General features: G+C 71.9%; 24 protein-coding genes. 7 read left to right on the plus strand and 17 right to left on the minus strand.

Annotated elements, in window-relative coordinates:
• Positions 1-11 precede the first annotated feature (11 nt).
• The 3 genes from ACFLFB_RS14920 to ACFLFB_RS14930 are packed head-to-tail and all read right to left on the minus strand — an operon-like array spanning position 12 to position 2,859.
• On the minus strand, positions 12-869 hold the full coding sequence (locus ACFLFB_RS14920) for an NAD-dependent epimerase/dehydratase family protein (protein WP_392542965.1): 858 nt from the start codon (positions 867-869) through the stop codon (positions 12-14).
• Between the two features lie 44 nt (positions 870-913).
• Entirely contained in the window at positions 914-2,563 is a 1,650-nt protein-coding gene (gene mctP / locus ACFLFB_RS14925; protein WP_392542966.1) for a monocarboxylate uptake permease MctP, read from the minus strand.
• Positions 2,560-2,859 carry a DUF3311 domain-containing protein gene (locus tag ACFLFB_RS14930; protein WP_392542967.1) on the minus strand — a complete coding sequence of 100 codons (300 nt, stop codon included), beginning with the start codon at positions 2,857-2,859 and terminating at the stop codon, positions 2,560-2,562. The genes mctP and ACFLFB_RS14930 overlap by 4 nt, the downstream gene beginning before the upstream one ends.
• A gap of 129 nt (positions 2,860-2,988) precedes the next feature.
• Between ACFLFB_RS14930 and ACFLFB_RS14935 the strand changes: the two genes are divergently transcribed.
• A complete protein-coding gene (locus tag ACFLFB_RS14935; protein ID WP_392542968.1) occupies positions 2,989-3,780 on the plus strand; it encodes a PIG-L deacetylase family protein in 792 nt (263 codons plus the stop codon).
• Between the two features lie 12 nt (positions 3,781-3,792).
• On the opposite strand, the gene ACFLFB_RS14940 is transcribed toward ACFLFB_RS14935, so the two are convergent.
• The 9 genes from ACFLFB_RS14940 to ACFLFB_RS14980 form a co-directional block, all read right to left on the minus strand.
• The gene (locus ACFLFB_RS14940) at positions 3,793-4,737 is read right to left on the minus strand and encodes a universal stress protein (protein ID WP_392542969.1); all 945 of its coding nucleotides are present in this window, start codon (positions 4,735-4,737) and stop codon (positions 3,793-3,795) included.
• Between the two features lie 78 nt (positions 4,738-4,815).
• A complete protein-coding gene (locus ACFLFB_RS14945; protein WP_392542970.1) occupies positions 4,816-5,526 on the minus strand; it encodes a spermidine synthase in 711 nt (236 codons plus the stop codon).
• On the minus strand, positions 5,523-5,921 hold the full coding sequence (locus tag ACFLFB_RS14950) for a TrmH family RNA methyltransferase (protein WP_392542971.1): 399 nt from the start codon (positions 5,919-5,921) through the stop codon (positions 5,523-5,525). The genes ACFLFB_RS14945 and ACFLFB_RS14950 overlap by 4 nt, the downstream gene beginning before the upstream one ends.
• Entirely contained in the window at positions 5,810-6,358 is a 549-nt protein-coding gene (locus ACFLFB_RS14955) for a hypothetical protein (protein WP_392542972.1), read from the minus strand. Before ACFLFB_RS14955 ends, ACFLFB_RS14950 begins: the two co-directional genes overlap by 112 nt.
• Before the next feature lie 144 nt (positions 6,359-6,502).
• A complete protein-coding gene (locus ACFLFB_RS14960) occupies positions 6,503-9,040 on the minus strand; it encodes a post-COAP-1 domain-containing protein (RefSeq protein ID WP_392542973.1) in 2,538 nt (845 codons plus the stop codon).
• Between the two features lie 330 nt (positions 9,041-9,370).
• On the minus strand, positions 9,371-10,456 hold the full coding sequence (gene ychF / locus ACFLFB_RS14965) for a redox-regulated ATPase YchF (RefSeq protein ID WP_392542974.1): 1,086 nt from the start codon (positions 10,454-10,456) through the stop codon (positions 9,371-9,373).
• A 44-nt stretch (positions 10,457-10,500) separates the two neighbouring features.
• Positions 10,501-11,004 carry an NUDIX domain-containing protein gene (locus ACFLFB_RS14970; protein WP_392542975.1) on the minus strand — a complete coding sequence of 168 codons (504 nt, stop codon included), beginning with the start codon at positions 11,002-11,004 and terminating at the stop codon, positions 10,501-10,503.
• 9 nt (positions 11,005-11,013) lie between these two features.
• On the minus strand, positions 11,014-11,196 hold the full coding sequence (locus tag ACFLFB_RS14975) for a hypothetical protein (RefSeq protein ID WP_392542976.1): 183 nt from the start codon (positions 11,194-11,196) through the stop codon (positions 11,014-11,016).
• 51 nt (positions 11,197-11,247) lie between these two features.
• Positions 11,248-11,733, minus strand: coding sequence for a glutathione peroxidase (locus ACFLFB_RS14980; protein ID WP_392542977.1), 486 nt, complete (start codon positions 11,731-11,733; stop codon positions 11,248-11,250).
• Between the two features lie 114 nt (positions 11,734-11,847).
• Here ACFLFB_RS14980 and ACFLFB_RS14985 point away from each other — a divergent pair, with 114 nt between their 5' ends.
• Both ACFLFB_RS14985 and ACFLFB_RS14990 read left to right on the plus strand, forming a co-directional pair.
• Positions 11,848-13,032, plus strand: a complete 1,185-nt coding sequence (locus tag ACFLFB_RS14985; protein WP_392542978.1) for a DNA recombination protein RmuC — start codon at positions 11,848-11,850, stop codon at positions 13,030-13,032.
• Between the two features lie 2 nt (positions 13,033-13,034).
• Positions 13,035-13,778, plus strand: a complete 744-nt coding sequence (locus ACFLFB_RS14990; RefSeq protein ID WP_392542979.1) for a polysaccharide deacetylase family protein — start codon at positions 13,035-13,037, stop codon at positions 13,776-13,778.
• On the opposite strand, the gene ACFLFB_RS14995 is transcribed toward ACFLFB_RS14990, so the two are convergent.
• Genes ACFLFB_RS14995 through ACFLFB_RS15005 form a run of 3 tightly spaced genes read right to left on the minus strand, consistent with a single transcriptional unit; the run spans position 13,760 to position 15,678 of the window.
• Entirely contained in the window at positions 13,760-14,221 is a 462-nt protein-coding gene (locus tag ACFLFB_RS14995; protein ID WP_392542980.1) for a GNAT family N-acetyltransferase, read from the minus strand. The two genes, ACFLFB_RS14990 and ACFLFB_RS14995, sit on opposite strands and share 19 nt — an antisense overlap.
• A gap of 18 nt (positions 14,222-14,239) precedes the next feature.
• Positions 14,240-15,253: a 4-hydroxy-3-methylbut-2-enyl diphosphate reductase gene (locus ACFLFB_RS15000; protein ID WP_392542981.1), complete on the minus strand. Its 1,014-nt coding sequence runs from the start codon at positions 15,251-15,253 to the stop codon at positions 14,240-14,242.
• A 50-nt stretch (positions 15,254-15,303) separates the two neighbouring features.
• On the minus strand, positions 15,304-15,678 hold the full coding sequence (locus ACFLFB_RS15005) for a DoxX family protein (RefSeq protein WP_392542982.1): 375 nt from the start codon (positions 15,676-15,678) through the stop codon (positions 15,304-15,306).
• Positions 15,679-15,774: 96 nt separating this feature from the next.
• Here ACFLFB_RS15005 and ACFLFB_RS15010 point away from each other — a divergent pair, with 96 nt between their 5' ends.
• From ACFLFB_RS15010 to ACFLFB_RS15020, 3 genes are read left to right on the plus strand one after another with little or no spacing between them, the layout of a single operon-like run.
• Entirely contained in the window at positions 15,775-16,452 is a 678-nt protein-coding gene (locus tag ACFLFB_RS15010; RefSeq protein WP_392542983.1) for a TetR family transcriptional regulator, read from the plus strand.
• A gap of 26 nt (positions 16,453-16,478) precedes the next feature.
• On the plus strand, positions 16,479-17,747 hold the full coding sequence (gene xseA, locus ACFLFB_RS15015) for an exodeoxyribonuclease VII large subunit (RefSeq protein WP_392542984.1): 1,269 nt from the start codon (positions 16,479-16,481) through the stop codon (positions 17,745-17,747).
• Positions 17,748-17,757: 10 nt separating this feature from the next.
• Positions 17,758-17,991, plus strand: a complete 234-nt coding sequence (locus ACFLFB_RS15020) for an exodeoxyribonuclease VII small subunit (protein WP_392542985.1) — start codon at positions 17,758-17,760, stop codon at positions 17,989-17,991.
• 17 nt (positions 17,992-18,008) lie between these two features.
• On the opposite strand, the gene ACFLFB_RS15025 is transcribed toward ACFLFB_RS15020, so the two are convergent.
• Complete coding sequence (locus ACFLFB_RS15025; RefSeq protein ID WP_392542986.1) at positions 18,009-18,554, minus strand: dihydrofolate reductase family protein; 546 nt, start codon at positions 18,552-18,554, stop codon at positions 18,009-18,011.
• Positions 18,555-18,610: 56 nt separating this feature from the next.
• Positions 18,611-19,168 carry a DUF4245 domain-containing protein gene (locus tag ACFLFB_RS15030; protein ID WP_392542987.1) on the minus strand — a complete coding sequence of 186 codons (558 nt, stop codon included), beginning with the start codon at positions 19,166-19,168 and terminating at the stop codon, positions 18,611-18,613.
• A 97-nt stretch (positions 19,169-19,265) separates the two neighbouring features.
• Here ACFLFB_RS15030 and glpX point away from each other — a divergent pair, with 97 nt between their 5' ends.
• Positions 19,266-20,264 carry a class II fructose-bisphosphatase gene (gene glpX / locus ACFLFB_RS15035; RefSeq protein WP_392542988.1) on the plus strand — a complete coding sequence of 333 codons (999 nt, stop codon included), beginning with the start codon at positions 19,266-19,268 and terminating at the stop codon, positions 20,262-20,264.
• Position 20,265 lies beyond the last annotated feature (1 nt).

Below are 20,265 nucleotides of genomic sequence, written 5' to 3' on the forward strand. Positions count from 1 at the left end.
CCTGCCAAGGGTCAGGAGGTGCGTCCGACCACGTCCCGCCAGGAGTGCTCGGGGGCGTACCCGAGGACGCGCCGCGCGTGGTCGATCGAGAGCAGCGTCTCGTGCTCCCCCAGCTCGCCGCGAACCTCGACACCGGGGAACACCTCGGCCACCAGATCGGCGCTCGACCTGCTCATCACGGTGTCCGGCGAGGCGATGACGAAGCGGTCGAACCCTGGCCCGGGACGGGCCAGCGCCTTCTCGACCGCCTGGGCGCCGTCGCGCCCGTCGATGTAGCCCCACAGGTTCCAGCGGCGCAACGCCGGGTCGGCGTCGAACGACGGGAACTCGGCGTAGTCCTCGACGTCCATGACGTTGGAGAACCGCAGCGCCGAGATCGTCAGGTCGGGGTGCCAGCGGCACAGCTCGACCGCCATCACCTCCTCGAGGTGCTTGCCCAGCGAGTACACCGACTCGGGCCGCGCCGGGTACTCCTCGTCGACGGGCACGTACGGCGGCGGGGTGTCGAACGGCAGCCCGAGCACCGTCTCGCTCGACGCCGTGACGATGCTCCGGATCCCCTGCCGGATCGCCGCGTGCAGGACGTTGAAGGTCGCGGGCACGTTGTTGGCGAAGGTCACGGCGTCCGGCGCGAGCCCGGGTGCCGGGATCGCGGCGAGGTGCACCACGGCCTCCACGGGCGGCTGCTCGCCGTGGACCCCGCCGAGGGCGTCGGCGACCTGCCCGTAGTCGGTGAGGTCGACCCGCACGAACCCGGGCGCGCGCTCCCCGTGGCTGTCGAGGACGACGACGTCGTGGCCGCTCCCCCGCAACCGCTCGACGACGTGCCTGCCCAGCTTTCCCGACCCACCGGTCACCGCGATCCGCATGCCCCGAGCCTAGGTGGCCCGGGGCACGCGGCCGCGGTTGCGTGCTACGGGTTGGGCGCCTCCTGGTGGATGGGCTGGGCCACCTTCCTCACCCGGGGGTCACCGGCGTCGGCGAAGTAGTCGCCGCGGATCGTCTCGTCGTCGCCGGCGGGCGCCTTGGTGGCCCGCAGGACGAGGGTGAGGACGACCGCGACGAGCAGGTTGAGGACGAACGCCGTCATCGCGATGTAGCCCAGCTGGCCGATGACCGGCATGGTCGCCAGCGACCCACCGAAGTGGTTGATGCCGGCCCGCGGGTTGGCGACGTTCCACGCCTGCCAGGTGCCGTAGACCATGCCCACGGCCCAGCCGGCGAGCAGCGCCCAGCGGTGCAGCCAGCGGGTGTAGAGCCCGAGGACCACCGCCGGGAACGTCTGCAGGATCCAGATGCCGCCGAGGAGCTGGAAGTTGATCGCGTTCTGCTTGTCGAGCGCGAGCACGAAGACCAGCGCGAACGCCTTGACGATGAGCGAGACGAGCTTGGAGACCTTCGCCTCCTCCTTCGGTGTCGCGTCCGGCTTGATCCACTCCTTGTAGATGTTGCGGGTGAAGGTGTTCGCCGCCGCGATGGACATGATCGCCGCGGGCACCAGCGCCCCGATGGCGATCGCCGCGAAGGCCACGCCCGCGAACCACGACGGGAACGAGTCCTCGAACAGCTGCGGGATGACGAGCTGCGGGTTGGGCTTGCCGTCGAGGCCGATCGGCTTGGTACCAGCGGCGATCGCGACCCAGCCGAGCAGCGCGAGCAGGCCGAGGATGAAGCTGTACGCCGGCAGGATCGCGGCGTTGCGGCGGATCGTGTTGCGGCTGGAGGCCGACAGGCTCGCGGTGATCGAGTGCGGGTACATGAACAGGGCGAGGGCCGAGCCGAGGCCGAGCGTCGCGTAGGCCCAGTGCTGCATCTCGCCGGGGACGAACGCGCCGGTCGGCTTGCCGTCCACCGGGTTCGGGTTCGCCATCTTCGCCTCGGCGGCGCCGAACACGGCGTCCCAGCCGCCGACCTTCGTCGGCAGGTAGATGATCGCGACGATGATGACGAGGTAGATCAGCGTGTCCTTGACGAACGCGATGATCGCCGGCGCGCGCAGCCCGCTCGAGTAGGTGTAGGCCGCGAGCAGCGCGAACGCGATGAAGAGCGGTAGGTCCTTGGCGATGATGTTGTCGCCGCCGCCGAGGCCGACGACCTCGAGCACCGCCTGGATGCCGACGAGCTGGAGGGCGATGTACGGCATCGTCGCGAGGAAGCCCGTGACCGCCACCGCGAGGGACAGCGAGCGCGAGCCGAAGCGTCCGCGGACGAAGTCGGCGGTGGTGACGTAGCCGTGCCGGTGGCTCACCGACCACAGACGGCCCATGAAGATGAAGATGATCGGGTAGAGCACGATCGTGTAGGGCACCGCGAAGAACCCCGAGACCGATCCGGCCGCGAACATCGCCGCGGGGACGGCGACGAAGGTGTACGCCGTGTAGAGGTCGCCGCCGAGCAGGAACCACGTGACCCAGGTGCCGAACGAGCGACCGCCCAGGCCCCACTCGTCGAGGGACTCCATGTTCGTCGGGCGCCGCCACCGCGTGGCGAGGAAGCCCATGACCGTGACGAGGAGGAACAGGACCACGAGGACCGCCAGGGCCACGCCGTTGATGCCGCTCATGCGTCGTCACCGCCGTCCTCGAGGTCGGTCATCGGCCGGTGCGGGCGGGCCGCCAGGACGAGGCGGTAGGCCGTGTAGGTCAGCGCAGAGCACAGGAAGACCCAGACGAACTGGTACCAGATGAAGAACGGGAAGCCCGCGACCTTCGGCTCGACCTTCGCGTAGCTGTCGACCCAGAGCAGCGCCACGATCGGGATGGCGAGGAGCACGCCCGCGACGGCGAGCAGCCCCTTGCGCGCTGGTGGGACCGTGTCGTGGTCGACGGTCCCGTGGTCCACGACGTCGTGGGAACCCATGGTTCGTACCTCCCTGTGCTACCCCTGCACCCCGGCGGCCGCCGGACCACGGAACACCGTAGGGACTCACCTCGCCCGTGTGGGGCTTCGTGGCGCACGGGTGTCGGCGGGGGTGTGCATGATGGGCGTGTGCCGACCATCGTCTTCCTCCACGCCCATCCCGACGACGAGGCCTCGCAGACCTCCGGTGCCATGGCCCGGGCCGTCTCCGAGGGCAGCCGCGTCGTCGTCGTGTACGCCACCAACGGCGACCACGGCGAGTCCCCCGACGACCTCGCCGAGGGCGAGAGCCTCGTCGACCGCCGCCGCGACGAGGCCGAGCGCTCGGCCCAGGCCATCGGCACCCACCGCATCGTGTGGCTCGGCTACGCCGACTCCGGCATGTCCGGCTGGGAGCAGAACAGCCACGACGGCGCCTTCGCGTCCGCGCCCCTCGAGGAGGCGGCGGCCCGGTTCGCGGCCGTCCTCGACGAGGAGGACGCCGACATCGCGGTCGGCTACGACTGGCACGGCGGCTACGGCCACCCCGACCACGTCAAGGTCCACCAGGTCCTCCACCGCGGGGCCGAGCTCGCCGCCCGCCCGCCGCGGCTGCTCGAGTCCACGATGAACCGTGACGCGATGCGCCAGTTCGCGGCGGCCGCCGCGGCCGCTGGGCAGGAGGGGTTCGACCCCGACCAGCCGATGGACGACGGCAACCCGCTCGGCACCCCGGAGGCCGAGATCCACTGGCAGGTCGACGTCAGTGACTTCCTCGGCACGCGTCGCAAGGCCCTGGAGGCACACGCGAGCCAGACGTCGGACGTCGGGATGATGCTCGGGATGCCCGATGACGTGTTCGCCGCGTTCTTCGGCCGCGAGCACTACATCGAGCCCGGTCGCGAGCCCGGCATGGCGCCCGGCTGGCCCTTCGGCGCCTGAGGAACCGCTCGTTCAGCGGGCCACGACGACGACGCGTCCCGCGTGCTCGATGACGCGTCGCGACACCGAGCCGAGGAGCAGCCCGCGGAAGCCGCCGAGCCCTCGGCTGGCGACCACCAGGGCGTCGGCGCCCAGCTCGGCACCGGCCTCGACGAGGACGCGTGAAGGCGGTCCGTGGCGGACCACGACGTCGCACGTGACACCCGGGAAGCGCTCGGCCACCGGGTCGACGACGCGGCGGGCTCGCACGACGTGGCGCTCCTCCACCGCGGCCCAGCGGTCGGACCCGCGCTCGGTGACGACCACGCCGTCCTGCACCTCGAGGTGCCAGCCGATGACGCACGTGACGGTGGCACCCGAGGCCGCGGCGGTGGCGAACGCCAGCTCCACGGCCGTGCGGCTGGCCTCGCTGCCGTCGACCCCCACGACGAGGTGGCGCAAGGGCTCGACGACGGTCCCCGTGGGCACGACCGCCACCGGGCAGGGCGCGTGCGCCACCACCGGCAGCGCCACCGACCCCAGCAGGACCCGCTCCAGCGGTCCCTTCCGCGGGGCGCCGACGACGAGCCGCAGGGCCTGGCGGGCCAGCTCGAGCACCCCGGCCGCCGGGGAACCCCACGTGACGGCGACGGCGACGTCGAGCCCCGGGTGCCGGTCACGGACCCGCGCGGCCGCGCGGTCGAGGAGGAGGTGGGCGCCCTCCTCCAGCTGTCGCGCCAGCGAGGGCGTCGCGCTGACGAGCGCCTCGTAGGGCATCAGCTGGAAGCCGGGGTCGACGACGGAGACCAGCCGCAGGGGCGCCGCGAGCCGGGACGCCTCGTCGGCCGCCCAGTCGGCGACCGGCTCGTCGGCCGCGGAGCCGTCGAGGGCGGCGACGACGGCGCCGGTGGAGTCGAGGGGCGCTCGCGCGTCCTCGAGCTGGGTGGAGACGGACCCGGAGACCTCGTGCTCGGCCATGGCTCCATCGTCCTCCAGGGCGAGCCCGGCGTCACCGTCTCGTCGGTCACAGGGTGGCGCCGTCGGCACGACCCGTTCTCAGGCGACGGCGACGTAGACCGAGTTGGCTGACGTTCCCCCGGTGAGGGGGTTGGCGAACGGCACGACGTGTCCCTGAGCCGTGGCGAACTCGTCGCGCAGCAGGTCGAGGAAGTCCTCGTCCGGCGGGTCGTCGGACCAGAGGGCGAAGACGCCCTCCGGGTGCAGGTGGCGGCGCAGGGCCCGGAGCCCCTCCGGGGAGTAGAACGCCGCGTGGCTGGGGTGCAGCACGTGCCGCGGCGTGTGGTCGATGTCGAGGAGCACCGCGTGCACGGGCTGCGGCGTCCCCTCCCCGAACGGCCCCTCCCCCGCGGCGAGGGCGAAGAAGTCGCCCTCGACGAGGCGGGTGCGCGGGTCGAGGGTCAACGTGTCGACGTCGGGCAGCAGTCGGCGCTCGTGCCACGAGATGACCGCTGGCAGGGCCTCGACGACCGCGAGCGAGCGAACCCTGTTGTCCTCCAGCGCCGTTGCCGCGGTGTACCCGAGCCCCAGCCCGCCGACCACGACGTCGAGCTCGTCGCCGTCGCAGGCCGCCAGACCCAGCCTGGCCAGCTCGATCTCGGCGACGGGGAACAGGCTCGACATGAGGAACTCCTCGCCGAGCTTCACCTCGAAGACGTCGACCTGCAGCTGCGGCTCGAGCCTGCGGCGCAGGCTGATCTCGCCCATCGGCGTGTCCTGGAAGTCGAGCTCCTCGAACCGTCTGCTCATCGACCGACCCCGTCCTTCGCGAGGCGCTGGCGCCTCGCCTCGTAGAGCACCACCGTGGCCGCGTTGGCCGCGTTGAGGGAGCTGGCGGAGCCCGTCATCGGGATGCTGACGACGACGTCCGCGGCGTCACGCCAGGCCTGCGACAGCCCCGACGTCTCGTTGCCGACCAGGAGCAGCACCGGACCCGTGAGGTCGGCGTCCGTGATGTCGACGGTGCCGTCCTCGTCGGTCGCGACCACGAGAACCGTTGTGCCCGAACGTCGTTGCTCCTCGACCCACTCCATCACGTCGGCGTGGCCGGCGGCGCGCACCACAGGCGTTGCGAAGAACGAGCCCGTCGACGCACGCACCGACTTCGGGTCGTAGGCGTCGGCGGCGTGCCCGGTCGTGACCACGCGTGTGCGCCGAACGCGTCGGCCGAGCGGATCACCGCGCCGATGTTGCCCGGCTGGGTGGGGCGGTCGAGGACGACGGCGAGCAGGTCCGGGGTGACGTCGATGCGCGCGAGGTCGTCGGGCGGCATCGCCACGACCGCGAGCAGCTCGGTGGCACCCTCGTCCTTCTCCGACAGCTCGGCGAGGAGGTCGGCAGACATCGCGATGCGCTCGGCCTCCGGAGCCGCCGCCAGCACCCCACGGGCCCACGACGACAGGGCCCGGTCCTGGTCGTGGATGACGGCGCGCACCTGCCAGCCGTGCTCGACCGCGAGGGTGATGGGCCGCACGCCCTGGACGACGAACTCGCCCGCCCGGTGCCGCTTGGTGCGGTTCGTCAGCAACGTCTGCAACACCTGGAATCGGGCGTTGCGCGAGGTGATCCGGGTCGTGGGCACGACGCTTCCTGACGCAGGGGATGAAGGAGCCACCGCACAGTCTGTCAGCGCGGGCGTTCGGTGGCGGATCCGCATCGGATGGTGCGACGGCACGAGCGGGCGGTCGGCCACGGATGGCCGACCGCCCGCTCACGGGTCGCTGTCTCAGTGGACGACGATGTTGCCGCCCCTCAAGAGCTGCGCACCACCCGAGGTGAACACGGTGGTGGTCCCGTTCGGCGACGTGATCACGATGCTGATCGTGTCGCCCTTCTTGCCGCTGGTGCCGTTGTCCACGACCGTGACGGCGAAGCGGTGACCCGGGATGCCGTTCCACTTCCCGGTTCCGGTCCAGGTCGCGGTGTTGCCGCTACCACTCAGCGTGAGCACCACGTTGCCGTGGAAGCTGCGCTTGGCGTTGCGGATCTGGAGCTGCCCGTGGAAGCCGCCGACATCGGACTTGGCGTTGAAGCCGAAGCTCGTCCGCCCGACGGTGTTGGAGATCCAGCCTCCGCCGGTGACCTTGAACGCCGCCGGGGCGACGGTCACGATCGTGTCGGCGCCGGCCGGTGTCGCACAGGCCAGGTAGGACGAGTCACCCGCGAAGGACGTCGTGTACGAGTAGACGCCCTCGGTGAGAGCGACACTCGCGGTCAGGTCGCCGTTGGCAGCGGCGCTGGCGGTCGGGCTTGCAACGACGACGTTCGCGTTGTTGCGGACGGTGAACGTCACCACCTTGCCGCTGCGGGCGCCGAAGCTGGTGTCGTTCTCGCCGAAGTTCGCCGTCAGGGACGTCATCCCCGTCGCCACCGACATGATCGTCGCGGGCTGCGTCAGGACACACGTCTCCTTCTGCACCGTGATCGTTCCGGTCGCCGTGACATCCGGCCCGTGCCCGTCGTTGACCCGGTACGTGACCGGGTAGGAACCCGGAGCGGCCGTGTCGGTTCCGGACACGGTCGCGGTGCCGTTCTGGTTGTCCGTCAACGTGAGTCCCGCAGGCAGGCCGGTCGCCGACACCGTCAGGGTGTCGCTGGCGTCGGCATCCCCGTAGGTGATGCTGAACGGGGTGATGGCGTCGCTGTAGACGACCGTTCCGCTCCCACCGGTGATGGTCGGCGGGTGGTTGGTCGTCACGCTGGTCCACGTCTTGGTCGCGGTGGCCGTCAGGGACCCGAGGGTCGCCGTGATCGTGTCGGTGCCGGCGTTCGCTCCGGTGTAGCAGAACGGTGCCGTGCCTGCCGCGTCGGTGAACGCGAACCCGCTCGCCGTGTTCGAGGTACCGGCCGCGAAGTCCACCCTGACGCCGACCACGGCCGCGTTGGTGCTGTCCTTCACGGTCGCGGTCACGCAGCCGTTCGACCCCACGGAGAGCGTCTCGGTGGGTGGAGCGAGCGTCAGCGAGCTCACCGTCGCCACGGGGGCGAAGGAGGCGCCACCGGGATAGCCGTAGGAGTCGTAGTCGGCATAGCCGTAGGTGAACACCCCGACGGGGAGGGCCGCACTGACGGTGTGGCTACCGAGGCCGACACTGAGCTGTGCGCCGCTGAAGGTCGTCCCCGCGATGGGGGCGAAGCTTCCCGCCGGCGTCGCAGCGCCATCGAGGAGCACCGACCCGACGGCGGACGTGGGGGCGACGACGTTGATGTAGTTGATGCCGAACCCCGTTGCCGGCGTCGACACCGTGTACGAGGGCAGGAACTGCTCCGTGGGCGGGACCAGCATCTCGAACGGGTCCGAGGTCACGCTGTCGTAGCTGCTGCCGTTCGAGTACTGGGCGAGCAGGATCGGCTTGTCCGCCGAGATCTGCGCCGCGCCGACCACGATCTGCTCGTGGACCTGGCCGCGGTTCAGCGTGGCCACGGTCGCGCCGTTGACCTTCACCACGGTCGCGTTGGTGCTGGCGACCATCCGGAACGTGTCACCGTTGAGGCGGGTCGCGAGAGGAACGGTGACGAACGACTTGCCCCAGGCGGTCGTCGGCGGCATCTGCTCGACGATGTGGTCGCAGGCGGAGTATCCCGCCGGGATGTTCGCGCAGCTGTTTCCGCCGTAGACGGAGATCGCCTTGTTCGAGGTCACGATCGTTCCGGACACGTCTCCGGCCGACGACGTGAGCTCATAGGTCTGTCCCTGGTTGAGCGCCACGGCGAACGGCACCCCAGCAGGCTCGCCCGTGTCCAGGTCGGCCGAGGGCGTCACCGTGACCGTCGTTCCGTCGGCCGTGGCCACGAAGCCGCCCTCCGAGGCACCGGCGGCGGGTGGTGATCCCAGCAGGATGTAGTCCGTGCCGAGGACGTCGACAGGCAGGCCGAGGAACGCGTCGGTCGTGTACTGGATGCGGTTGAGTCCGTACACCGTGACCTCCGCGCCGGCGGTGACGTGGATGCCCTTGTTCTCCACACCCGCACCGATGGTCATCTCCGCCTCGGGCGGGACCACCACCGAGGTCACCGATCCCGGAGTCACGCTGAACGGTGCCGAGAACGCGAGGCCCGGCACCGCGACCGTACCTGTGGTCGCGGTCGTTCCGGCGACGAACAAGGTCAGCTCACCGCCACCGGAGAAGTTGGAGATGTAGCCGAGCCAGAAGTCGGTTCCTGCGCTGTCCGGGCTCGGAGCTGCACTCGCCGGCGCGGCGGTGACCAGCCCTCCGGTGACCATCGCCACGGACACCGCCGTGGCCAGCGCGATCCGGCGCACAAATGTTTTACTAATAGAATGTCCTAACATTACAAATCCCCTGTCGTGTCCTGCGTCTGACATCGGAGTACCCTGCTGGCGGCGACGGTCCTGTCGGTGCCACCGCGACCCGCATGCCGCGAGTTGGCTGAACGTAGCACCGCGCTCGGAGCGGCGAACATAGTCAAACCAGGCCATCCTCAGGCACGGTCGTGCGTGAAAACCTGCAGGTCACACGGGCAGGAATTCGATGATTCCGTCCCCAGCCCGCACGCTCTCGAGACGTCCGAGTGCCCCGTTCCGCCCCGGAAAGGGCGTGCCACCCGGCCTGCCGACCGGGCTCCGCGAGCGTCAGACGTTGAAGCGGAACTCCACGACGTCGCCGTCCTGCATGACGTACTCCTTGCCCTCCATGCGCACCCGGCCGGCGGCGCGGGCCGCGGCCATCGAGCCGGCGCTGTCGAGGTCGGAGAACGAGACGATCTCGGCCTTGATGAAGCCGCGCTGGAAGTCGGTGTGGATGACGCCGGCGGCCTGCGGGGCGGTCCAGCCCTGCCGGATCGTCCAGGCGCGGGACTCCTTCGGCCCGGCCGTGAGGTAGGTCTGCAGGCCGAGGGTGTGGAAGCCGACGCGGGCCAGCTGGTCGAGCCCGGACTCCTCGGCGCCGAACGACTGGAGCATCTCGAGGGCGTCCTCCTCGGACATCTCCATGAGGTCCATCTCGAGCTTGGCGTTGAGGAAGACCGCGTCGGCGGGCGCGACGAGCGCCGCGAGCCGGGCGTGCAGGTCGGCGTCGGCGAGCTGGTCCTCGTCGAGGTTGAACACGTAGATGAACGGCTTGGTGGTGAGCAGGCCCAGCCCGGCGGCGAGCGCGAGGTCGACCCCGGCGGCCTCGCCGTGCGCGTAGAGGGTGTGCCCCTCCTCGAGGACCTTCTGGGCCGCGAGCGCGTTGTCGAGGAGCGGCTTGGACTCCTTCTTGATCCGGGCCTCCTTCTCGAGCCGGACCACGGCCTTCTCGAGGGTCTGCAGGTCGGCGAGGACGAGCTCGGTGTGGATCGTCTCCATGTCCGACTCGGGCGACACGGTGCCGTCGACGTGCACGACGTCGCCGTCCTCGAAGGCGCGCACGACCTGGCAGATGGCGTCGGCCTCACGGATGTTGGCGAGGAACTTGTTCCCGAGCCCCTCCCCTTCCGAGGCGCCGCGCACGATGCCCGCGATGTCGACGAACGACACGGTCGCCGGGAGGATCTTCTCCGAGGAGTGGATCTCCGCGAGGCGGTTCAGGCGGTCGTCCGGCAGCGGGACGACGCCCACGTTGGGGTCGATCGTCGCGAACGGGTAGTTCGCCGCGAGGACGTTGTTCTTCGTGAGGGCGTTGAACATCGTCGACTTGCCGACGTTCGGGAGTCCGACGATTCCGATGGTGAGGGCCACGGGGACAGGAGTCTAACGGCGCTCGAACCGGCCGCCGAACGCGCTCAGGCCACCGGCTCGCTGTTCTCCAGGTAGAGCGGGTGCACGGTGTCGGAGGCGAGCTCGAGCATCCGGGCCGTGTACGGGGCCACGCGCGGTGCCGCGTCGGCCACCGGGAGCCAGTGGGCACCCGCGATCTCACGGCGGAGGAAGCGCGACGGGTCGAGCTCACCGGTCTCGTGGGTGCCGAGGTCGAACAGGTAGAGCAGGGCGTCCTCCCACCCGCGCCACGGCGGCAGCCAGTTGACGGCGAGCAGGCGACCGGCCGTCACCTCGATGGCGAGCTCCTCCTGGACCTCCCGCTCGACGCACGTGGCCGGCGACTCACCGGGGTCGACGACGCCGCCCGGCAGGTCCCACTCCTTCTTGTAGCTGAGCTCGCACAGGAGCACCTCGCCGGCCGGGTTGCGCAGCACGCCCTGGGCGATGGTCCGCTTCTTCGGCAGGCGCGCGTTGAGGATCGCGATGCGGCGCAACCGATCCCGCTCGGTCTCCTCGCGTGGCGGCATGCCGCGAGGCTACCCCTCGCCGCTGACGAGGCTGCCACCCAGCCGGGCCTGCAGCCGCTCGGCCACGAAGGTGGCGTTCTCGACGCGGACGTCGTCGGGGACCGGCGGGAGGAAGTCGTCCCAGTCGACCATGAAGGACCCGAAGACGAGCGGGAGGCGGGCCGGGCGGGCCAGGAACCACCCCGACAGCATGAGCGGCGACCCTACCGGCGGCGCCTCTGCCGGCGGTGGCGGCCGGTCGGGTCAGGCCGCGAGCGCCTTCTCGACCGCTGCCGCGAGCTTCTCGGGCTTGGTGCTCGACCCGAAGCGCTTGATCGGCGTGCCGTCGCGGCCGACGAGGAACTTGGTGAAGTTCCACTTGACCTTCGTGCTGCCGAACGCGCCCCGGGCCTCCGTGGAGAGCCACTGGAACACCGGGTGGGCGTCGGCGCCGTTGACGTCGACCTTGTCGAACAGCGGGAACGTCACGCCGTGGTTGACCCGGCAGAACTCGCCGATGTCCTCGGCGGTGCCCGGCTCCTGGCCGCCGAACTGGTTGCAGGGGAAGCCGAGGACGACGAGTCCCTGGTCGCCGTACTCCTGCCACAGCTGCTCGAGGCCGTCGTACTGAGGCGTGAAGCCGCACTGGGACGCCGTGTTCACGACGAGCACGACCTTGCCCGCGTAGGCGTCGAGGTCCTGGGGGGTGCCGGACAGGGTGGTGGCGGAGAAGTCCTGGAGCAGGGGCACGAGAGAGTCCTTCCGGAGCCGTCGCTGCGAGAGGCGACGCGGGTCAGTGGTTCGGACTCCTGCGGCCGGCGGATTGCCCGGGCCCTGTCGGTGCCCCGTGGGAGGGTTCCCGACATGAGCGGATGGGTGTGGGCGCTGGTCGGTCTCGTCGTCGGGGCGGGCGGTGCGGTCGCGCTGTCCCGGCTCTTGTTCGCGGCACAGTCGGCGTCGCTGGCCACCGAGCGCGACCTGCTGCGCGAGCGGGTGCTCGACCTCGAGACCTCCCTCGCCGAGGACATGGAGACCGCCGCACTGCTCGCCCCGCTCAAGGACGCGCTGCTGCGGGTCGAGGGCCAGGTCGGCACTCTCGAGCGCGACCGCGTCGAGCAGTTCGGCTCGTTGCGGGCGCTGCTGTCGCGGGTCGAGGGCGAGACCCAGCACCTCGGGCGCACCACGGCCTCGCTGGCCGGGTCGCTGCGCTCGTCCACCGTCCGCGGGGCCTGGGGCGAGGTGCAGCTGCGCCGCGTCCTCGAGTCCGCCGGGATGCTGCCGCGGTGCGACTTCGACGAGCAGGTCTCGGCCGTCTCGGCGCACTCGCAGGGTGTCCGTCCCGACGTCGTCGTCCGCCTGCCCGGGGCGAAGGTCCTCGTCATCGACGCCAAGGCGCCGATGTCCGCGTTCCTCGACGCCCAGGCCGAGGACCTCGACGACGACGACCGCGCCGCGCTGCTGGCCGAACACGCCGCCGGCCTCGCCCGCCACGTGTCCGCCCTCGCGGCGAAGGAGTACTGGTCCGCGTTCCGACAGGGGCCCGAGATGGTCGTCTGCTTCGTCCCCAGCGACGCGATGCTCGGTGCCGCCCTCGCGGCGCAGCCCAGCCTGCACGAGAAGGCGCTCTCCCAGCGGGTCGTCCTCGTCGGCCCCGGGTCGCTCATGGCCCTCCTGCGCACCGTGGCCTTCACCTGGCAGCAGGACGCCCTCTCCTCCAGCGCACGCGAGCTCCTCGACCTCGGCCGCGACCTGTACCGCCGGCTGGGCACGCTCGGGGCGCACACCGCCAAGGTGGGCCGCAGCCTGCAGAGCAGCGTCGAGGCCTACAACGCCATGGTGGGCGCGCTCGAGTCGCGCGTCCTGGTGTCGGCCCGCCGCATGTCCGAGCTCGACCTCGTCGGCGACGAGATCCCCGTGCTCACCCCGGTCGAGACCGCCCCGCGGCTGCTCACCGCCCACGAGCTCATCGACGCCGCCACGGCCGAGGAGTCGCGCGCCGAGCTCCTCCTCGACGTCGAGGTCCCCCGCCCCCGTCGCGACGTCGGCTGACGATGCCGGCGGCGCGTCCCGCCGTCCTCGCGGCCGCCGTCCTGGCGGCAGCGGGAGCGGCGGTCTGGGCGCAGCCGCCGCCCCTGGCCCGGCTGCTCGCGCGCCAGCACCGCGTCGTCGTCCACGTCCCGACGGCGGTTCGGGCGCTCGCCATCACGGTCGATGACGGTCCCGACCCTGCCCTCACCCCCCGCCTCCTCGAGGTGCTCGGCGCGCACGCGGCCCGGGCCACCTTCTTCGTCCTCGGGTCGAGGGTCGAGGCGCACCCCGCGGTCGTGCGGGCCGTCGCCGAGGCCGGCCACGAGGTCGGCAACCACGGCTGGGACGACGCCGCCGCCGTGCTCTCGTCCGGCCACGCGTTCCGCCGCGACCTCGAGCGCACGCATGAGGCAGTCCTCCGGGCCACGGGAGCGCGTCCGGTCCTCTACCGGCCCGGGTCGGGCTGGGTGCGTCCGGGCCAGCTCCGCGATGCTGCCGAGCTCGGGTACACGACCGTCCTGGGCTCCGTCGCGGTCCGCGACGACGAGGTGCGTGACGTCGAGCGCGCGGTGCGCTTCGTCCTCCGGCGGGTCCGGCCGGGGTCGGTGCTCGTCCTCCACGAGGGCCTCGCCAGCCGCGCCGGCGTCGTTCCGCTGCTCGAGCGGCTCCTCCCCGAGCTGGCCCGCCGCGGCTACCGCACGGCCACGGTCTCCGAGCTGCTCACCTCGGCGCAGCGCGACCCGACCGCTCAGAGGTCCATCTCGTAGTGGAAGGTCAGCGGTCCGCCGGCGCCCTCGGTGCGACGGAACCCCTCCGCCTCGTACAGGTGCCGCGCGGCCACGTCGTCCTCGCTCGTCGACAGGTCGATGAAGTCACACCCCTGCTCACGGGCCCGCTCGATGCTCGCGCGCAGCAGGCGCCGACCGATGCCGGTCCCGCGCGCCGCGGGCGCCACGTACAGCTCGGCCAGGTAGCACTCGTCGGCCTCGGACCACAGCGAGGGCCGGTAGCGCAGCACGCAGACGGCCGACGGCTCCCCGTCGTCGGCGCCGTCGAGGAGGACGTCGGCGGTACCGGACTCGAGGAGCCCGGCGATCCGCACCGCGAGCGCCTCGGGACCGGGCGTGGGGTCGTCGAACTCGGTGTTGAAGTCGTGGAGCAGGCGTCCGGCCGAGGCGAAGTCCTCGAAGGTGGCGGCGACGTGCGGCATCTCAGCGACTCCGTGTCGTCAGTGGAGGGACCCGGCCTCGGCGAACGAGGCGTCGTGCCGCATCTTGTCCGACTTGCCGGCGGCCTTGAGGTCGCGGCGGATCTCGGTGGGCAGCGAGAACATGATCGACTCCTCGGCCGCGACCACCGGGGCGACGTCGGCGTAGCCGCGCGCGGCGAGGTACTCGAGCACCTCGCGCACGAGGATCTCCGGCACCGAGGCCCCCGAGGTCACACCCACCGTCGCGACGCCGTCGAGCCAGGTCTCGTCGATCTCGTCGGCGTAGTCGACGAGATGGCCTGCGCGGGAACCGTGCTCGAGCGCCACCTCCACCAGCCGGACCGAGTTCGACGAGTTGCGCGAGCCGATGACGATCATGAGGTCGCAGTCGGCCGCCATCTGCTTCACGGCGAGCTGGCGGTTCTGCGTGGCGTAGCAGATGTCGTCGCTCGGCGGGTCCTGGAGCGAGGGGAACCGCTCGCGCAGGCGCCGCACGGTCTCCATCGTCTCGTCGACCGACAGCGTGGTCTGGGAGAGCCAGACGACCTTGTCGGGGTCGCGCACGGTGACGTTGGCGACGTCGTCGGGGCCGTCGACGAGCTGGATGTGCTCGGGCGCCTCGCCCGAGGTGCCCACGACCTCCTCGTGGCCCTCGTGGCCGATGAGGAGGATGTCGTAGTCGGCGTCGGCGAACCGGACGGCCTCGCGGTGCACCTTGGTGACGAGCGGGCAGGTGGCGTCGATGGTCCGCAGCGACAGCGCGCGGGCCTCCTCGTGCACCACCGGGGCCACCCCGTGCGCGGAGAACACGACGGTGGCGCCCTCGGGCACCTCGTCGGTCTCGTCGACGAAGATCGCCCCGCGCTTCTGCAGCGTGGTGACGACGTGCTTGTTGTGGACGATCTCCTTGCGGACGTAGACCGGCGAGCCGTAGAGCTCGAGGGCCTTCTCGACCGTCACGACCGCCCGGTCGACACCTGCGCAGTAGCCGCGGGGGGCCGCGAGGAGCACGCGCTTCGTGGGGTCAGCCATGCCCTCCATCGTAGGTGGACCGGCCGACGCACCCGAATCGCCCGCCCGGCTCAGAACGCGTTCGGCCCGAAGCGCTGCCACGCGACGAACGCCGCGAGGAGGAGGAGCACGACGTTGACCGGCACGACCTTGGCCTCGCCGCGGCGCAGGTGCACCCGGATCGCGAGCGCCTGGACGACCACGAGGCCGAGCGCGGCGACCGGCGTCAGCCACGGGAGCACGCCGGTGACCGCGGGCAGGATGAGCCCGATGGCGCCGAGCGCCTCGAGGGCGCCGATGAGCTTCACGGTGCCGTCGGAGAAGTCGTCGACCCAGTCCAGGCCCTTGGCCTTGAGCGCCTCGCGCGACTGCGTGGTCTTCAGCACGCCCGCCGCGAGGTAGGCGATGGCGAGGACGACCTGGACGACCCAGACGACGGTGTTCATGCGGAGCTCCTTGGCAACGGAAGCGGAGGCCATCCTCCGCTTGGCTGGAGGCGGCAACATGCCAAGTGGAGGATCTATTCCACTTATGCTGGGTCGATGACGACGCCAGCCGCGGACGAACCCTGCGGCCGCCGCCTGCGCGCCGACGCCGAGGGCAACCGGGCCCGGCTCCTCGCCGCCGCCCGTCGGGTCTTCGGCCGTGAGGGCGTGCAGGCGCCGCTCTCCGCCGTCGCCGACGAGGCCGGGGTCGGCATCGCCACGCTCTACCGCCGCTTCCCCGACCGCGACGCCCTGGTCGTCGAGGCCTTCGCCGAGGCCTTCGAGGCCTTCGCGGCCCTCCTCGACCGGGCCCGCTCGGACCCCGACCCCTGGTCGGCGTTCTCGGCCCTCGTCACCGGGATGAGCGACCTCGAGTCGCGCGACCGCGGCTTCACCCACCTCCTCCAGACGGCCGGCCTCCCGGTCCGCGGCCCCGACGGGGTCCGCGCGAAGGGGTACGCGACGGTCGTCGAGGTGATCGAGCGCGGCCAGGCGGCGGGCGTCATCCGGCGGGACCTCACCCCGGAGGACCTGCCGGTCATCACCTTCGCCATCGCCGGCATCCTCGAGGCGACCCGCGACGACGCCCCGCAGGCGTGGCACCGGCACGTCGCCCTCGTGCTCGAGGGGTGCCGCGCCCATGACGACGCGGCCGCCCTCCCCCCGCCGCTGCCGGTCCGCGACCTGCGCAAGGCGATGGTGCGCGCGGCGCGGCGGCGCACCGGCCTGCGCTGACGGCGGCCGCACCTAGAGTTCCTGCCGTGAGCACCCCGCCGTCGCGTCCGCCGCTGCCCGAGCGGGCCGTCGACACCACGGCCGAGCAGCCCTGGCCGGTACGCCTGCTCTCGATGAAGATCGGCGAGTACGTCGAGAAGATGTCGGTGCTCTGGGTCGAGGGACAGGTCGTCCAGCTGACCCGCCGGCCCGGCGCCCGCACGGCCTACCTCACCCTGCGCGACCCCGACGTCGACATGAGCCTGTCGGTCTCCATCCACGTCAACGCCCTCGACGCCATGCCCGGCCCGCTCGGCGAGGGGGCGCGCGTCGTCCTCCAGGCCAAGCCGTCGTTCTGGACCCAGCGCGGCAGCCTGATGCTCGACGCCCGCCAGATCCGGCCCGTCGGTGTGGGCGAGCTCCTCGCCCGCCTCGAGTACCTGAAGCGTCACCTCGCCCAGGAGGGGCTGTTCGACCGCGACCGCAAGCAGCCCCTGCCCTTCCTCCCCCGCCGGGTCGGCCTCGTCTGCGGTCGCGCCAGCGCCGCCGAGCGCGACGTCGTCGAGAACGCCCTGCGCCGCTGGCCCGCCACGCAGTTCGAGATCCGCCAGGTCGCCGTGCAGGGGCAGAACGCCGTCGCCGAGGTCAGCGCGGCCCTCGCCGAGCTGGACGCCCACCCCGAGGTCGACGTCGTCGTCATCGCCCGCGGCGGCGGCAGCGTCGAGGACCTCCTGCCGTTCAGCAACGAGGCGCTCCTGCGAGCCGTCGCGGCCGCCCGCACGCCGGTCGTCAGCGCCATCGGGCACGACGTCGACACCCCGCTCCTCGACCTCGTCGCCGACCACCGCGCCTCCACCCCCACCGACGCCGCCAAGGCCATCGTCCCCGACGCCGAGGCCGAGCGGGCCGGGGTCATGGCCGCCCGCGACCGGGCCCACCGCGCCCTCACCGGACGGCTGCACCACGAGCGCCGGCGCCTCGTCGAGCTGCGCAGCCGGCCCGTCCTCACCGACCGTGGCGCGTTCGTGCGCGCCCAGCGCGAGGTCGTCGACGCCCTGCGCGACCGCGCCCACCGCCGCGTCGGCGCCCAGCTGCACCGCGCCCACGACCACCTCGCGCACCTGCGCTTCCAGGTGCGCGCCCTGTCGCCGCAGTCGACCCTCGACCGCGGCTACGCCATCGTCCAGGAGCCCGACGGCACCGTGGTCACCGACCCGGCCGGGCTGGCCGTCGGCGACCTGCTGCGGGTGCGGGTGGCCCGCGGCGACTTCGGCGTGCGCACGGTCGGCAGCGACGACGTCGGCACCCGTGGCTAGGCTGCCCGACATGGCGAAGAAGGCACAGGGCGTCGAGCCCGAGGCAGCAGCCGACCACGCCGACGTGGCCGGGCTCGGCTACGAGCAGGCGCGCGACGAGCTCGTCGACATCGTCGCCCGGCTCGAGAACGGCCAGGCCGGCCTCGAGGAGAGCATGCGGCTCTGGGAGCGCGGCGAGGTCCTCGCCGCCCACTGCGGCCAGTGGCTCGACGCCGCCGAGGCCCGGGTCAACCCCCAGGCCTGACGCACGCGCCCGCGGCGTCAGTCCCGCAGGGCGTACCGCACGATGACGTTGCCGGCCGAGGTCGGCGTGGCGTCGAGCAGCCGCAGCCGGGTGACCGGCACCGAGTCGTCGAACAGCCGCCGACCCGCCCCGATGACGGGGTGAGTGGTGAGCGTCAGCTCGTCGACGACCCCGGCGAGGAACAGGCCGCGCACCGTCTCGACACCGCCGACGACGCTGATGCCGCCGCCGTCACCCGAGGCCAGCTCGCGCACGTACGCGGCCGGGTCGCCCTCGATGCGGGTGCTGTTCCACGGCAGGTCGTCCCCGAGCGTGGTGGACACGACGTGCTTGGGCACCGGGTTGATGAACGCGGCGAAGGGGTCGCCCTCCTGCGCCTGCGGCCAGTACTGCGACCACTCCTCCCACAGCCGGCGGCCGATGACGACGTCGGTCACCGAGCCGATGGCGCTGCCCATGAGCTCCATCTCCTCGGGGCCGAACGCGTCGAACTGCCACTGGTCGGGAGCCTCGGTGACGCCGTTGACGGCGTGGAACAGGTGGGCGGTGACCGTGCGGGCCATGGCGGATCCCCTCTCCTCGGGTCGAGGACGACCCTGCCACAGCGGCTCTGCCGAGGTCAGCCCTCGACGGGCTTGAGGTACGTCGCGAAGTCGGTCATCTCCGCGAAGGTGGCCGTGCCCGTGATGAGGGTGGCCAGCTCGCCGGGCGTCGTCGACTCGTGGAGCAGGCTGTTCTGCACCTTGGTGTCGCGCTCGTACTTGGTCCAGGTGAGCCCGGCGGCGTCGAGGGTGCCGGCGCGCGGGGCGCGGTTGGTCTGCGCGTCGATCCACGCCCGGCTGGGGTCGCGGGTCTGCTCGACGGCGACGTAGGTGCCCTCGGGGGTCTGGTAGCCGGCGTGCCAGGTCATGAACCCGTCGGTGGTGCGCACGTACCGGGCCGAGGTGGTGGTCCATCCCTCCGGCAGCCCGACGGCCTCGACGATGGGCCAGCCGGTCTTCGCCTTGACGCCCACGGCGGTGGCGTGGACGTCGACGGGCGGCCCGCTCACCGAGTTGACGCGCGGCACGATGAGGACGAGAACGGCGACCATCCCGAGGACCGCGAACAGCGACAGCACGAGGTTCTTCGTGGAGCCCATGGAGTAGCGGCTCGGCGGTGCGGTGGGCGTGCTCACCCCCCTATCGTCGCCGACGGGCGGCGCGGACGCCCAATCGCCCCCGGCGCTAGGGTTGACCCCGCCGCCGCCGTCGTCGTGAGACCTGAAGGACGAGATGCCCGAGAGCACACCTGCCCTCTACCCGGACCGCAACCTCGCGCTCGAGCTGGTGCGGGTCACCGAGGCCGCGGCCATGGCCGCCGGGCGCTGGGTCGGACGCGGCGAGAAGAACCTCGCCGACGGCGCGGCCGTCACGGCGATGCGCACCCTGATCTCCACCGTCTCGATGCAGGGCACCGTCGTCATCGGCGAGGGCGAGAAGGACGACGCCCCGATGCTCTTCAACGGCGAGAAGGTGGGCGACGGTACGGGCCCCGAGGTCGACGTCGCCGTCGACCCGATCGACGGGACCACGCTGTGCGCCAAGGGGATGCCCGGCGCGATCGCCGTCCTCGCCGTCACCGACCGCGGCGGGATGTACGACCCGAGCGCGGTGTTCTACATGGACAAGCTCGTCGCCGGCCCCGAGGTCGCCGACGTCGTCGACATCCGCCTGCCCGTCGCCGAGAACATCCGCCGGATCGCCAAGGTGAAGAAGGAGCAGCCGGAGGACGTCACGGTCGTCATGCTCGACCGCCCCCGGCACCAGGCACTCGCCCAGGAGGTCCGCGACGCCGGCGCCCGGATCCGGTTCATCTCCGACGGCGACGTCGCCGGCGCCATCGCGGCGGCCCGCGAGACCTCGGGCATCGACCTGCTGCTCGGCATCGGCGGCACACCAGAGGGCATCATCACCGCCTGCGCCATCAAGTGCATGGGCGGCGTCATCCAGGGCAGGCTCTGGCCCACCGACGACGACGAGCGACAGAAGGCGATCGACGCCGGGCACGATCTCGACCGCGTCCTCACCACCGACGACCTCGTCACGAGCGAGCACTCGTTCTTCGTCGCCACCGGCATCAGCGACGGCGACCTCCTCCACGGGGTGCGATACCGCAGCGGCCGCGCCACCACGAACTCGATCGTCATGCGCAGCCGGTCGGGCACCATCCGCCTCATCGAGAGCCACCACGACCTCGAGCGCACCGCCGGGCTGCCCCCCAAGGAGGACTGAC

This window comes from Oryzobacter telluris (assembly GCF_043099285.1).
Classification (GTDB): Bacteria; Actinomycetota; Actinomycetes; order Actinomycetales; family Dermatophilaceae; genus Oryzobacter; species Oryzobacter telluris.

Excerpts from the sequence above, each read along its gene's own strand:
- ACFLFB_RS14920 (WP_392542965.1), bottom strand. The coding sequence starts at position 869 with ATGCGGATCGCGGTGACCGGTGGGTCGGGAAAGCTGGGCAGGCACGTC.
- mctP (WP_392542966.1), bottom strand. The coding sequence starts at position 2,563 with ATGAGCGGCATCAACGGCGTGGCCCTGGCGGTCCTCGTGGTCCTGTTC.
- ACFLFB_RS14930 (WP_392542967.1), bottom strand. The coding sequence starts at position 2,859 with ATGGGTTCCCACGACGTCGTGGACCACGGGACCGTCGACCACGACACG.
- ACFLFB_RS14940 (WP_392542969.1), bottom strand. The coding sequence starts at position 4,737 with ATGGCCGAGCACGAGGTCTCCGGGTCCGTCTCCACCCAGCTCGAGGAC.
- ACFLFB_RS14945 (WP_392542970.1), bottom strand. The coding sequence starts at position 5,526 with ATGAGCAGACGGTTCGAGGAGCTCGACTTCCAGGACACGCCGATGGGC.
- ACFLFB_RS14970 (WP_392542975.1), bottom strand. The coding sequence starts at position 11,004 with ATGCCGCCACGCGAGGAGACCGAGCGGGATCGGTTGCGCCGCATCGCG.
- ACFLFB_RS14975 (WP_392542976.1), bottom strand. The coding sequence starts at position 11,196 with ATGCTGTCGGGGTGGTTCCTGGCCCGCCCGGCCCGCCTCCCGCTCGTC.
- ACFLFB_RS14985 (WP_392542978.1), top strand. The coding sequence starts at position 11,848 with ATGAGCGGATGGGTGTGGGCGCTGGTCGGTCTCGTCGTCGGGGCGGGC.
- ACFLFB_RS14990 (WP_392542979.1), top strand. The coding sequence starts at position 13,035 with ATGCCGGCGGCGCGTCCCGCCGTCCTCGCGGCCGCCGTCCTGGCGGCA.
- ACFLFB_RS14995 (WP_392542980.1), bottom strand. The coding sequence starts at position 14,221 with ATGCCGCACGTCGCCGCCACCTTCGAGGACTTCGCCTCGGCCGGACGC.
- ACFLFB_RS15000 (WP_392542981.1), bottom strand. The coding sequence starts at position 15,253 with ATGGCTGACCCCACGAAGCGCGTGCTCCTCGCGGCCCCCCGCGGCTAC.
- ACFLFB_RS15005 (WP_392542982.1), bottom strand. The coding sequence starts at position 15,678 with ATGAACACCGTCGTCTGGGTCGTCCAGGTCGTCCTCGCCATCGCCTAC.
- ACFLFB_RS15010 (WP_392542983.1), top strand. The coding sequence starts at position 15,775 with ATGACGACGCCAGCCGCGGACGAACCCTGCGGCCGCCGCCTGCGCGCC.
- ACFLFB_RS15020 (WP_392542985.1), top strand. The coding sequence starts at position 17,758 with ATGGCGAAGAAGGCACAGGGCGTCGAGCCCGAGGCAGCAGCCGACCAC.
- ACFLFB_RS15025 (WP_392542986.1), bottom strand. The coding sequence starts at position 18,554 with ATGGCCCGCACGGTCACCGCCCACCTGTTCCACGCCGTCAACGGCGTC.
- glpX (WP_392542988.1), top strand. The coding sequence starts at position 19,266 with ATGCCCGAGAGCACACCTGCCCTCTACCCGGACCGCAACCTCGCGCTC.